Origin of the sequence: Chitinophaga nivalis (assembly GCF_025989125.1) — a bacterium.
Taxonomy (GTDB): domain Bacteria; phylum Bacteroidota; class Bacteroidia; order Chitinophagales; family Chitinophagaceae; genus Chitinophaga; species Chitinophaga nivalis.
This window is the reverse complement of the sequence record NZ_JAPDNR010000001.1, coordinates 759,521-771,325: the sequence shown is the minus strand read 5'-3', so window position 1 is coordinate 771,325 and position 11,805 is coordinate 759,521. Positions and strand designations below refer to the sequence as shown.

The following is an 11,805-nucleotide window of genomic DNA, read 5'->3' as shown; positions in this document are numbered from 1 at the left end:
TATATAATGTTTCGTATATTCGTTGTTCACACAGCGACTATGCGAAACCTTATCCTTATCCTGACGACCTTCCTGTGTACGACTGCCTACTCACAATCACGGCAAACGGCACTGGACACCCTCGAGGCCCGCTACCAGCGATGCCTCACCCAGGGCCATCATACCTATGGTTGCGCCCTTACCTATTACAAACAGCTGGACAGCCTGCTGTACACCACCTTACAACATCTTTACGCCAGCCTGACGCCTAACCGGCAACTGAAACTGCAAACAGAACAGGGTACCTGGGAAGAAAAGAAAGAGGAGTTTTTTAAGAAGATGGATGAACGGGTGGAAAAGCTGCATAAAAGCACGCTGAATGGCCTCGACGACGATATGATATCCACCGATAATAAAGCCGCCTATCTGAAAGTAAGGGTCACCGCACTGCTGGACCTGGATACAGAATAAAATACAACGCCTGGTGCAGCAGCGAAGGCTTTTGCACCAGGCATTATACCGCTTACGCTTATAGGGTTTACAACCGCTCCTGGTGTCTTAACCAGCGTTCCGGCATTTCATTGTTACTCGCCAGTAAATAATCATTATACGCACAGGGAACAAATTCCCGGTCTGGTAATTGCATCCACCAGCGACCGGTTTTTTTGCTTTTCAGAAACACGGTTTCTATATCGGAGAAGGCTATATGAAATTCCCAGAAGGCGTCCCGGTCTTCCAGCAGGGCTTCTTTCTTTTTCACCGCGCGGCCATCCATAAAATACCACATCATCTGGGAGATTTGCCGGGCAGTGAGTTGTTCTTTATCTTTTTCCGGCTGATAGCCATAAATACCAAAAGAGGAGAGACGGCTGCTCATGCCCGCATAACGGGCAAGCGAACATGCTTCTTCTCCACTGAATCCGTTAGGGGAGAGGTGATTGGCAGGAGCATCGGTATGCCGGATAATGTTAATATCCAGGCTGAATAAATCTGAATGCCGCAGCACCGGTTCTGCTTCTTCCATATTCTCGCGGATACGTCCTAACCGGTAGCAGTCGAAGCGTAATTTATCCAGGGTTTCCAGCATCCGGGGATGTACAAAGTAACTTTGAAAACCCAGGTGGTTATAATGCCGGAGATAATTAGGCTGTTCTGTGAGTATATCCATCAGGAAACGTTCACTGCGAACGGAGGACTCTTCCTGGAGATCAATCAGTGCGTCTGCCACCGTAGCTTCAATGATAAGTTGCTGGGCAGCATAGGCTTTATATTGTGCGTAGGTAAGATCGTGGGAACCACCCAGTATAATAACGGTTTTATTGGCCTGCAATAATTCAGCGACCACTGTTTTCATAGCAGCATAGGCATCTGCCAGAAATGCGCCGGAACGCAGGTTACCCACATCGGCGAGTTTAATATCTCTATGCCAGTTATACAAACGGAAAAATTCGCGGCGGATAGCATCGGGGCCACCGGTAGCCGTTCTGCCACTGGTCGTACCTCTTTCTTCACCTACGCCCAGTAATACTACATCTGCCGCATCAATATCGGGTTGATGATGTTCATCATATACATCAATCACGCCGCCAATTTGAAACGGATCGTACTCCTGATCGTCGTTCAGCAATGCCTTTGAAACAGGGTGTAAAAAATCCTGCAGGTGCGAAAAATCTGCCATCTGTTATTTTGGGTTTGATCTGATGGCAAACGTACAACAAGAATTTAATAAATATAGCACACGGAGGCAGATAAAGCAGCGGGTTAAAGCCACAATAAGGCGAGTTTCCGGATGTGGTAACTACTTAGTTCCTGTGAATAATAAATTCAAACGGTTTATGTGTTTTGCGCGAAATCGCTTTTTCCAACACCGACCGTTTGCTGGTTATACGGTTTTTGTTACAATCTACTACCTCCATTACTGCACACAGATAATCCATGGTTTCAATCAGCGAAAGCATTTCACTGATCTGCCTAACGGCAGATTGAATCTGTTGTTCTGTGTACCTATCTTCATGTAGCAGGATTAGTAAATCTCTATCTACAGGTTTCATGAATAAAAAATTTGACTGTTCCCCGAAATATTGTTTGGCTAGGTAATCATGGGATCTTCAAAAGATAAGGTAAAAATTGTTATGTTGATCTTGTCAGTTTATTGTTGTCGTTAGTTATTGTCGTTGTCTCGTACAGATGGCAGCGTTATTAGTGCATGCGTTTTTTATTCATAGTGGGACATCCGCAATTGTTTTTCTTAAACACCTGGCATCCACTCATTGCTAAACTTCCACAAAGAAAAAAAATCACCATCCATTTTAATCGTTTCATACTGCAGTTTAATATACATCCTTGTTTTATAAAAATCCTGTCTCAGAGTTTACCTTTTCTTAACAATGTCCATTTGTAATTTAAGCTAAATTCGCAAAAAAAATCAAATTATTTGTCCACAACTCCTACCGCCCGTAAAATTCTTGTGGTACCCCTGGATTGGGGCCTTGGACATGCCACCCGGGATATTCCGTTAATCCATGAAATGCTTAACGCAGGATGCGAAGTTTTTATTGCAGCAGAGGGCAAACACGCTGCTTTATTACGACAGGAATTCCCACAGCTGACCATTCTTCCGCTTCCCGGCTATCGCATACTGTATGCGCAGAAAGGAAAGTTCTTCGGCTGGAAAATTATCCAGCAGATACCTAAAATATTCCGGACAATCAGGTATGAACAACGCTGGTTGAAGAAGATAGTCGCTGAGTATCAGATCGATGCAGTTATTTCCGACAACCGTTTCGGCCTGTATCACAAAGATATTCCCACTGTTTTCATCACCCACCAGCTGTTGATAAAAACACCTTTCGGCGGCGCCATAGAGCGTTTCCTGCAGAAAGCCAACTACCACTTTATCCGCAAATACAGCGCATGCTGGGTACCTGACTTTCCCGGAGATAATAACCTTTCCGGAGAACTGGCCCACCCGGCACACTTACCGCCGCAGCTAACCTACATTGGTTGCTTAAGCCGTTTTGAGCCCCGTACAGACGTACCCAAAAAGTATGATCTGCTGGTGCTGATTTCCGGACCGGAGCCACAGCGCACCAACCTGGAACAGATGATCCTGGAACAAATCCGGTCATTGCCCATCACCGCCCTGATTGTCAGTGGAAAACCAGATATGCCGCAGCAAAGTGGGGTAACCCCGAACGTTACACAGGTAAACCACCTCAATGCTACGCAGCTCAATGAAGCCATGCTCGCCTCAGATATCATCCTGAGCCGATCCGGCTACACCACCCTGATGGACCTGGCCAAACTGAATAAAAAGGCAATCCTGATCCCCACACCGGGGCAGTCAGAACAGGTATATCTGGGAGAATACCTGATGGAGAAAGGATACTTTTATTCCCTTCCCCAGGAAAAATTTGACCTGAAAACAGCACTGGATGCCGCCGCCAAATTTCCGTTCCGTTCATTTCACCATGAACAGGATATGAACCAGTACAAACAGGTGGTACACCAGTTCCTGGAACAACTCAAGAAAAAATAAGGACCTTACAACGGTGTTGTTTAGCTGGTAACCAGCTAAACAACACTTATACTGCACTAGGCGTTTTTCACCTCAGCGCCGATATAAATTCTGTTGCCCAGCACAGCTACCGGACGTTTCAGAAAAGAATATTCCTGTAAAATCAAATCCCGGTAATCTTTTTCACTCAGCTCTTTTTCATGCAGCCCCATAGGCCGGTATTGCTGCGACCGACGGCTGAATAAAGCTTCGTAACTTCCTGCCAGCGCATGCATTTCCTCCAGCTGCTCCGGCGTAATCTTCTCTTTCTTGATGTCCTGTAAAATAAATCCGCGATCCTTCGCTTTTATTTCCTCCAGTATTTTCTTGCAGGTACCGCAGGTAGACAGATGATAAATTTTATTCATGATGCAGTATTTACGATCCCAAAGTTACACCCTCACCGTATATGGTGGTACTATCTTAATTTTGTGCATTCAAATTAATTCTTGTAGGTTTATCAAATGCAAAAGAAATTATTTTTACTGGACGCTATGGCACTGATATACAGAGCTTATTATGCTCTTATCAGAAATCCCCGTATTACCAGTACCGGGCGTAATACCAATGCGCAGTTTGGCTTTACCACTACTTTACTCGATCTCATCAATAAAGAAAAACCCACACATATCGCTGTGGCGTTTGATACACACGCGCCTACTGAACGGCACACCACTTTCACCGACTATAAAGCGAACCGCGAAGATGCTCCGGAAGATCTCCTGGATGCCCTCCCTGATATTAAACGAATCATTGAAGGTTTTAATATCCCGGTAGTGGAATTAGATGGTTACGAAGCGGATGATGTGATCGGTACCCTCGCCTGGCAGGCCGCTGATGCCGGTTATACCGTATACATGGTGACTCCCGATAAAGACTACGGACAACTGGTGCGCCACAACGTTTTCATCTACAAGCCTCCTTACATGGGCAACAAGGAAGAAATCATGGGGCCTAAGGAAGTATGTGAAAAATGGCAGATTAAAGACGTACACCAGGTAATCGATATCCTGGGCCTGATGGGAGATGCTGTGGATAACATTCCTGGTATTGCAGGCATCGGAGAAAAAACAGCCATGAAACTGCTGGCCCAATATGACTCACTGGAAAATGTGCTGGCCAATGCAGATAAAATCGGTGGCAAAATGGGCGAAAAAATCAAAGCCGGCCACGACAATGCCATCCTCTCCAAAGAGCTGGCTACCATCATTACCGATGTACCCGTAAGCTTCCACGAAGAAAATTTCTGCATCAAGGAAAGCGACAAGGATAAACTGACAGAAATATTCACAGAACTGGAATTCAAAACACTGGGTAAAAGAATTCTGGGAGATGGATTTGCCAATAATGCAGGCGCAGATATTAAACCAAAAGTAGTCCAGACAGACCTCTTTGGTACGCCGATAGAAGCAGAAACACCCGCGCCGGTTGAAACCGCAGAAGCCATCAACATTTTACTGGCAGACAAAAACATCAACAATACTCCGCACGACTATCAGCTGACCGATACACCGGAAAAAAGAGCCGCACTGCTGCAGTTACTGCTGCAACACGCAGAGGTTTCTTTTGATACCGAAACAACCGGTACGGATGCCAATGCCGCAGATATTGTGGGCATGAGCTTTTCTGTACAAAAAGGAACCGGTTACTACATTCCTTTACCCGCAGATCATAACGCCGCCAAAGCCATTATACATGAATTCGAACCTTTGTTCCACAGCGATAAAATCATGCTGATAGGACAGAACATCAAGTATGATATGCTGGTGCTGAAATGGTATGGTATGGAAATTACCACACCGGTATTTGACACCATGCTGGCCCACTACCTCATTGAGCCGGAAGGACGCCGCAACATGGATGTACTGAGTGCCCAATATCTCCAGTACGAGCCCGTTTCCATTGAAACGCTGATCGGTAAAAAAGGAAAAGGCCAGGGCACCATGCGGGATGTGGAAGTGGAAAAGGTAAAAGAGTATGCCGCTGAAGATGCGGATATTACCTTACAGCTGAAAGAAAAATTTGCGCCCGTACTGCCGGAAAGAAAAGTGGATAACGTATTTTATGAAGTGGAAAACCCACTGGTAAAAGTACTGGCCGACATGGAGTTTGAAGGGATTGCCATCGATACACAGGCACTCGCTGATTATTCCCGCGAACTGGAAACGGAAATCAAGCGTGCAGAAGAAAGTGTGTATGAACAAGCCGGCGTCAGATTCAAACTGGCTTCTCCGAAACAACTGGGAGAGGTGTTGTTCGAAAAACTACAGCTGGATCCCAAAGCGAAAAAAACACGTACCGGACAATATGCTACCGGTGAAGACGTACTGCAGAAGCTCTCCAACAAACATAAAATCGTAGAAGATATTCTCATTTTCAGAGAGCTGAGTAAATTGAAATCTACCTACGTAGATGCGTTACCGTTATTGCTGAATAAACGTACCAACCGTATACATACTTCCTATAATCAGGCAGTAGCGGTTACCGGTCGTTTAAGCTCCAATAATCCGAACCTGCAAAACATTCCGATCCGCACAGACAGAGGCCGGGAAGTACGTAAAGCCTTTGTGCCGCGTAATGAAGAATTCGTGTTGCTGTCTGCAGATTATTCCCAGATAGAATTACGGATCATCGCTGCTATCAGTGAAGATACGCAGATGATGGAAGCGTTCCGGCAAGGCATCGATATCCATGCTGCTACTGCCGCTAAAGTGTACAACGTGGCATTGGAAGACGTAACATCTGATATGCGTCGTAATGCCAAAAGCGTAAACTTTGGTATCATCTATGGCGTGAGTGCATTCGGGTTATCAGAAAACCTGGGCATTCCACGTAGTGAAGCTAAAATGCTGATCGATAACTACTTCGCACAATACCCCGCTATTAAAAAATATATGGATGACCAGATCGCCTTTGCACAGCGTAACGGTTACGTACAAACGATATTAGGCAGAAAAAGATGGCTGAAAGACATCAACTCTTCCAACGCAGTTGTACGTGGCTTTGCCGAAAGGAATGCGATCAACATGCCTATACAAGGTACTGCCGCTGATATGATCAAACTGGCCATGATCAGCATCCATAAAGCCTTCAAAGAACATGGCTTTAAATCCCGCATGATCCTGCAGGTACATGACGAATTGGTTTTTGATGCACATCGGGATGAAGTGGAGATGATTAAACCCCTGATTATAGATTGTATGCGCAATGCTTTGCCATTAGCCGTACCTGTCGAAGCAGAAATGGGTGTCGGTAATAACTGGCTCCAGGCGCATTAATATTTCTCAGTGCTAACTTATTGCTGTTTAATTATTTACCGGCAGTCTTCCTATGGAGGACGGCCGGTAAGTAATTAAATATTTTTTAAAAGATTAAATGCACTTATCTATTGTATTTCCCAAAACAGTTTACTAGTTTCAAATATGATCCAAACACCTCGACTACAATTATTGCCATGCACCCTGGAGCATTTCGAATCACTATTACATGGTAATGATACACTGGCCGACCTGCTTGGTATAAATATTCAGGAAGGTTGGACCGAGTATCCGGAAATGGTACTGGTGGCATATGATAAATTACGCAATGACCCTTCCATGCTGGGATGGTTCTTTTACCTGGTGATACACCGGGAAGATAAACAACTGATCGGCGCAGGAGGCTTCAAAGGAAAACCCAATGCAGCAGGCCTGGTGGAAATGGGATATGAAATTGCCCCCGGGTACCGGGAAAAGGGCCTCGGCACCGAGATGGCCAAAGGACTGATTCGCTTTGCCTTTGGACATTCCTATGTACAACGGGTCATCGCCCATACCGAAGAAGAATATAATGCCTCCGTTAAGATATTACAAAAAGCAGGAATGCGTTTTGTCGGCACATTCAAAAACAAAGAAAACGAAGACCTGTGGGAGTGGGAAATTACCCGGGATCAATACCATGAAGAATAAAGCCTATCCTTCATCCGTATACCAGCAACGATTCCGTTCATCCATCTTTTCATCGGCTGAATAACAGCTTTCCCTTATTTTCGCCCTTTGTTCAGAAAATACAATTATCATACACGCATGAAGAAATGGATTATGTGCGCAGCCGTGCTTTACAGCACTGCAACGTTTGCACAAAACAGCACGAATGTGGAAGGTAGCAGCTACCAGTTTACCGTTTTAAAGAACCTGGAAGCAGGGGATATCCAAAACCAGGGCCGCACCGGCACTTGCTGGTCTTTCTCCGGTCTGTCTTTTTTTGAGTCTGAGTTATTGCGCAATGGCAAATACAAAGGCCTGAATCTGAGTGAAATGTTCGTGGTTCGTAAAATGTACCCACGGAAAGCAGCTAATTACGTACGTATGCATGGTAACGCCAACTTCGGTGAAGGGGGTGGTTTCCAGGATGATCTGTTGTGTCTCCGCGAATATGGCCTGGTTCCGCAGAGTGAATACGATGGTAATAAAGTAAAATCATACAACCACGCAGAAATGGAAAGCCTGCTGGGCGGTATGATCAAAAAACTGAGTGCTACCGAAGGCACCATCAATCCAAACTGGACCAAAGCTTTCGACGGCGTACTGAATGCCTACATGGGCGAAGCGCCGGAGAAATTCCAATATAACGGCAAATCCTATACGCCGCAGTCTTTTGCTAAAGAACTGGGACTCAATGCAGATGATTATGTACTGATCTCTTCTTTCACCCACCATCCTTACAATAGCCAGTTTGTACTGGAAGTACCGGATAACTGGAACTGGGAAAAAGTATACAACGTAAACCTGAACGACTTCACAGCGATCGCAGAAAACGCCGTAATGAACGGTTATTCCCTCGCATGGGCAGCTGATGTAAGCGAAAAAGGTTTCAACTTCAAAGAAGGCTTAGCGGTTGTTCCGGAAAAAGACTGGGCTGATATGTCTCCTGAAGAAAGAAAAAACCTGTTCCTGAAACCAGGTAAAGAAAAAGCGATCACTCCGGAACTCCGTCAGGAAGCTTTCGATAACTTCGAAACCCAGGACGATCACGGTATGCACATCATAGGACTGGTAAAAGACCAGAACGGCAACAAATACTTCCGGGTTAAAAATTCCTGGGGTACCGATAATCCGGGTCAGGGTTACTTCTACGCCTCCGTACCTTATTTCGCTTATAAAACCACCTGCTACATGGTGAATAAAAAAGCGTTACCAGCAGAAGTAGCAAAGAAATTAGGTATCAAATAAATCTTCGCCTATCGGCATAAAAATACGCCTGATGCAACAGCCTATTACATCGCTGTTACATCAGGCGTACTTATTTTATGGCGTTATTTTTTTCCTTCCAGTTGCTGCGTATAGGCATAGTTGCCTAACCGTAGCTTTACCGGTATCCCCGTCTGTTTCTGCCAGTTCCATTCCTGTTTGCAGAAAAATCCGAAATGCTGTTGATAGTAAAAGTTGGGCGCGACCAGGTATACCGGATAAACCGGTGGCACTACCGGCATCACATAGGTCGCTTTCTTTTCCGGCAGCAGTGTTACGGGCTTCCGGAAAATCGCCTGGCCGGCAGCACCCTGAAAAGCGCCACCTAAGCATATAATCAGCCAACACCAACCACTCTTTTTCATATATCAGGTTATAGCGTCAAAACTTCCTAATCCTTCCCGGATCAATACCGGTTCCTCTCCCGTACAATCCACCACGGTAGAAAAGGCGATGCCACCCGGGCCGCCATCTACTACAATATCTACCTGTTTACCAAACTTCTCATAAATGATCTCCGGGTCCGTATATTCTTCCACGTAATGTTCCACTGGCAGGGTTGTACTCATCAATGGATTATCCAGCTCCTTTACAATCGTTCTGCAGATATTATTGTCCGGTACGCGGATACCTACCGTATCTTTTTTTGTTTTCAGCAACCGGGGTACCATACGGCTGGCCGGCAGAATAAACGTATAAGGGCCGGGCAATGCTTTTTTCAGCATTCTGAATACAGGCGTATCCACACTTTTGGCGTAATCCGATAAATGACTGAGATCATAGCAGATGAAGGAAAAATGTGCTTTCTTCAGATCTACCTGTTTGATCCGTGCAATCCGTTCAATAGCTTTGTGCTGTGTAATGTCGCAACCAAGGCCATATACCGTATCGGTTGGGTATATTATAACACCGCCATCCTTCAAACATTCTATAATCGTTTTAATGTGACGGGCATTCGGATTATCCGGGTGTATATTTAACAACATGCCTAAAGTTACGAATAAAGCAATAGCAGAAAAGCGCACAGAAGCAGGATATCAGGGATGCTGTTTTCTTACTGCCTGATTTTTTTCTGCAGTGATGGGCTTTCTGCTTTCCACTTTTTAAAGTACTTTCGGCCCGATTTTGCTAAACCTACGCGATGAATTTAAAAGGAATTGTTCCAAGAACGTGGAGGAGATTGAAGAGAGTTTTACTGGTATTATTTGTTGCACACTTTGTTTATATCGTCTTGCTGAGATGGGTAAATCCTCCTATTACGCTTACCATGATTTCCAGTTGGTTTAGTCTGTGGGGAACGGATAAACATTTCCAGAAAAAATGGGTGAGCTATGATGAAATTTCTCAACATGCCAAGCTGGCCGTAATAGCCAGCGAAGACCAGCTTTTCCCTGATCACAACGGTTTTGATTTTAAGTCCATCGAAAAGGCGATGAAACATAACCAGAAAAGCAAAAAAATAAAAGGCGCCAGTACCATCAGCCAGCAGGTAGCAAAGAATGTTTTTTTATGGCAGGGCAGAAGTTATATCCGTAAAGGCCTGGAGGCCTACTTTACGTTTATGATAGAAAAAATCTGGGGGAAACAACGTATCCTGGAAGTATACCTGAATGTGGCCGAAACCGGCGAAGGCATCTTTGGGGTAGAAGCGGCTGCACAGGCCTATTACAATAAAGACGCAGCCAGTCTGAATCGGGAAGAAGCTGCGATGATCGCTGCCTGCCTGCCTAATCCTGTGAAATATACCGTCAACCCGCCGGCACGTATCACGGCTTACCGCCAACGCAAAATCCTGATACAAATGCGGAACCTGTCACCCGATCCGGATATTATGGCGCTGGTAACCGGCAGGGGAGAATAATTCCTTACCGTGCCAGCAGCTGAGTTACAGCGGCAATCGCCTGGGCTTCCCGCTCCGCATAACCTCCCCGGATATCGACCCAGGGTACTCCGGACTGCAACACAATATCCTTGTATACATGATAGAAATAACTGCGCATAGCCGGGTCCGGATATTCGCGCTGGGGATCTTCTTCCCAGGGTAAATCAATATAGGTCAGGAGATACAGGTCACATTGCTGCTGCGCAATTTCGTTCAGGATGCGCACGTCACATTCGCCATACTTATGCTCACTCCATACTTTCACCACATACAGGTCTGTATCACAAATCAGCACCTCCCTCGCCCGGGCAGCCTGCTGTTGTTCCAAAGCCAGCTGGCCACGGGCAATCTGCCACAGGTCTTCCTGTTCGTAGGGGCGTGACAGTTGGTCGATATAGGTACGGGCATATTCTTCCGTCCACACGGTATGGAAGTGACTGGCCAGTTTTTCACTGAGCGTACTTTTTCCTGTAGATTCAGGCCCGATTACAACTACTTTTTTCATGAACGCGCTATTTCCCGCTGTTGTACTGTTTTTCTCCAGCTAAGATATCCGAAAATGGCAATGATAAATAAAAAGATGGTTAACAGTGCGGTCAGGTACAACTGTTTATAGAACAACAATGGTACAGCTACAAAGTTAGAGATGTTCAGCAGGATCCAGTTTTCCACTTTTCTTTTGGCCAGCAGCCACATTCCTGCGCAGGCACTGGCAGAAACAAAGGCGTCCATGACCGGCACATTGGAATCCGAAAAATTCCGCAGCAGGGTATAAAACAGAGCCCAGCCGGCTACTGTAATGACCACCGCCGTCACCAGTTCCCTGCGGGAGCTGCGGGTAATAGGGGTAACCGGTTGCTGCGGTCCTTTTTTACGGGCCCAGTATATCCAGCCATATACACTCATCACCAGGTAATAGGCATTGAGGGTGGCATCTGCATACAATTTAAAATGCTCGCGGGAAAGGAGATAGGTGTAAATACCGGTACTGACAATACCTGTAGGATATACGAGAATATTATTCTGCTTTTGGAAGATGACAGAGAGTACAGCAAAAATGACCGCAATGGCTTCCAGCGCCGTCATTTGATGCAGGCCTGCCAACAGGCCCTGATAGAGTTCATTCATGGTGCAAAAGTAGTAGAAGTTGGGAATTAAGC

General features: G+C 45.6%; 13 protein-coding genes. 6 read left to right on the top strand and 7 right to left on the bottom strand.

Going from position 1 to position 11,805, the window contains the following annotated elements:
* The first annotated feature begins 39 nt into the window (after nt 1–39).
* A complete protein-coding gene (locus OL444_RS03235) occupies nt 40–450 on the top strand; it encodes a hypothetical protein (RefSeq protein ID WP_264734672.1) in 411 nt (136 codons plus the stop codon).
* A 67-nt stretch (nt 451–517) separates the two neighbouring features.
* Here the strand turns inward: OL444_RS03235 and OL444_RS03230 are convergent, their stop codons facing one another.
* A complete protein-coding gene (locus OL444_RS03230) occupies nt 518–1,657 on the bottom strand; it encodes a formimidoylglutamase (protein WP_264734673.1) in 1,140 nt (379 codons plus the stop codon).
* Nucleotides 1,658–1,781: 124 nt separating this feature from the next.
* On the bottom strand, nt 1,782–2,030 hold the full coding sequence (locus OL444_RS03225) for a hypothetical protein (protein ID WP_264734674.1): 249 nt from the start codon (nt 2,028–2,030) through the stop codon (nt 1,782–1,784).
* Nucleotides 2,031–2,413: 383 nt separating this feature from the next.
* On the opposite strand from OL444_RS03225, the gene OL444_RS03220 reads away from it, so the two are divergent.
* Nucleotides 2,414–3,517, top strand: coding sequence for a glycosyltransferase (locus OL444_RS03220; RefSeq protein WP_264734676.1), 1,104 nt, complete (start codon nt 2,414–2,416; stop codon nt 3,515–3,517).
* Nucleotides 3,518–3,573: 56 nt separating this feature from the next.
* Here the strand turns inward: OL444_RS03220 and OL444_RS03215 are convergent, their stop codons facing one another.
* Nucleotides 3,574–3,903, bottom strand: a complete 330-nt coding sequence (locus OL444_RS03215; protein ID WP_264734677.1) for an arsenate reductase family protein — start codon at nt 3,901–3,903, stop codon at nt 3,574–3,576.
* A 96-nt stretch (nt 3,904–3,999) separates the two neighbouring features.
* Between OL444_RS03215 and polA the strand changes: the two genes are divergently transcribed.
* From polA to OL444_RS03200, 3 genes are all read left to right on the top strand, one after another.
* Nucleotides 4,000–6,813 carry a DNA polymerase I gene (gene polA, locus OL444_RS03210; RefSeq protein WP_264734678.1) on the top strand — a complete coding sequence of 938 codons (2,814 nt, stop codon included), beginning with the start codon at nt 4,000–4,002 and terminating at the stop codon, nt 6,811–6,813.
* 144 nt (nt 6,814–6,957) lie between these two features.
* Nucleotides 6,958–7,482 (top strand): GNAT family N-acetyltransferase, encoded by a 525-nt coding sequence (locus tag OL444_RS03205; protein ID WP_264734679.1) that lies wholly within the window; start codon nt 6,958–6,960, stop codon nt 7,480–7,482.
* A gap of 117 nt (nt 7,483–7,599) precedes the next feature.
* The gene (locus tag OL444_RS03200) at nt 7,600–8,745 is read left to right on the top strand and encodes a C1 family peptidase (RefSeq protein ID WP_264734680.1); all 1,146 of its coding nucleotides are present in this window, start codon (nt 7,600–7,602) and stop codon (nt 8,743–8,745) included.
* Nucleotides 8,746–8,828: 83 nt separating this feature from the next.
* Here OL444_RS03200 and OL444_RS03195 read toward each other — a convergent pair whose 3' ends face one another.
* On the bottom strand, nt 8,829–9,128 hold the full coding sequence (locus OL444_RS03195; RefSeq protein ID WP_264734681.1) for a hypothetical protein: 300 nt from the start codon (nt 9,126–9,128) through the stop codon (nt 8,829–8,831).
* Between the two features lie 3 nt (nt 9,129–9,131).
* Nucleotides 9,132–9,749 carry an L-threonylcarbamoyladenylate synthase gene (locus OL444_RS03190; protein ID WP_264734682.1) on the bottom strand — a complete coding sequence of 206 codons (618 nt, stop codon included), beginning with the start codon at nt 9,747–9,749 and terminating at the stop codon, nt 9,132–9,134.
* A gap of 194 nt (nt 9,750–9,943) precedes the next feature.
* On the opposite strand from OL444_RS03190, the gene mtgA reads away from it, so the two are divergent.
* The gene (mtgA, locus tag OL444_RS03185; RefSeq protein WP_264734683.1) at nt 9,944–10,624 is read left to right on the top strand and encodes a monofunctional biosynthetic peptidoglycan transglycosylase; all 681 of its coding nucleotides are present in this window, start codon (nt 9,944–9,946) and stop codon (nt 10,622–10,624) included.
* Between the two features lie 4 nt (nt 10,625–10,628).
* On the opposite strand, the gene OL444_RS03180 is transcribed toward mtgA, so the two are convergent.
* Both OL444_RS03180 and pnuC read right to left on the bottom strand, forming a co-directional pair.
* The gene (locus OL444_RS03180; protein ID WP_264734684.1) at nt 10,629–11,150 is read right to left on the bottom strand and encodes an AAA family ATPase; all 522 of its coding nucleotides are present in this window, start codon (nt 11,148–11,150) and stop codon (nt 10,629–10,631) included.
* Nucleotides 11,147–11,773 carry a nicotinamide riboside transporter PnuC gene (gene pnuC / locus OL444_RS03175; protein ID WP_264734685.1) on the bottom strand — a complete coding sequence of 209 codons (627 nt, stop codon included), beginning with the start codon at nt 11,771–11,773 and terminating at the stop codon, nt 11,147–11,149. Before pnuC ends, OL444_RS03180 begins: the two co-directional genes overlap by 4 nt.
* Nucleotides 11,774–11,805 lie beyond the last annotated feature (32 nt).

Excerpts from the sequence above, each read along its gene's own strand:
- OL444_RS03200 (WP_264734680.1), top strand. The coding sequence starts at position 7,600 with ATGAAGAAATGGATTATGTGCGCAGCCGTGCTTTACAGCACTGCAACG.
- pnuC (WP_264734685.1), bottom strand. The coding sequence starts at position 11,773 with ATGAATGAACTCTATCAGGGCCTGTTGGCAGGCCTGCATCAAATGACG.
- OL444_RS03180 (WP_264734684.1), bottom strand. The coding sequence starts at position 11,150 with ATGAAAAAAGTAGTTGTAATCGGGCCTGAATCTACAGGAAAAAGTACG.
- OL444_RS03225 (WP_264734674.1), bottom strand. The coding sequence starts at position 2,030 with ATGAAACCTGTAGATAGAGATTTACTAATCCTGCTACATGAAGATAGG.
- OL444_RS03235 (WP_264734672.1), top strand. The coding sequence starts at position 40 with ATGCGAAACCTTATCCTTATCCTGACGACCTTCCTGTGTACGACTGCC.
- OL444_RS03215 (WP_264734677.1), bottom strand. The coding sequence starts at position 3,903 with ATGAATAAAATTTATCATCTGTCTACCTGCGGTACCTGCAAGAAAATA.
- polA (WP_264734678.1), top strand. The coding sequence starts at position 4,000 with ATGCAAAAGAAATTATTTTTACTGGACGCTATGGCACTGATATACAGA.
- OL444_RS03195 (WP_264734681.1), bottom strand. The coding sequence starts at position 9,128 with ATGAAAAAGAGTGGTTGGTGTTGGCTGATTATATGCTTAGGTGGCGCT.
- OL444_RS03205 (WP_264734679.1), top strand. The coding sequence starts at position 6,958 with ATGATCCAAACACCTCGACTACAATTATTGCCATGCACCCTGGAGCAT.
- OL444_RS03190 (WP_264734682.1), bottom strand. The coding sequence starts at position 9,749 with ATGTTGTTAAATATACACCCGGATAATCCGAATGCCCGTCACATTAAA.
- OL444_RS03230 (WP_264734673.1), bottom strand. The coding sequence starts at position 1,657 with ATGGCAGATTTTTCGCACCTGCAGGATTTTTTACACCCTGTTTCAAAG.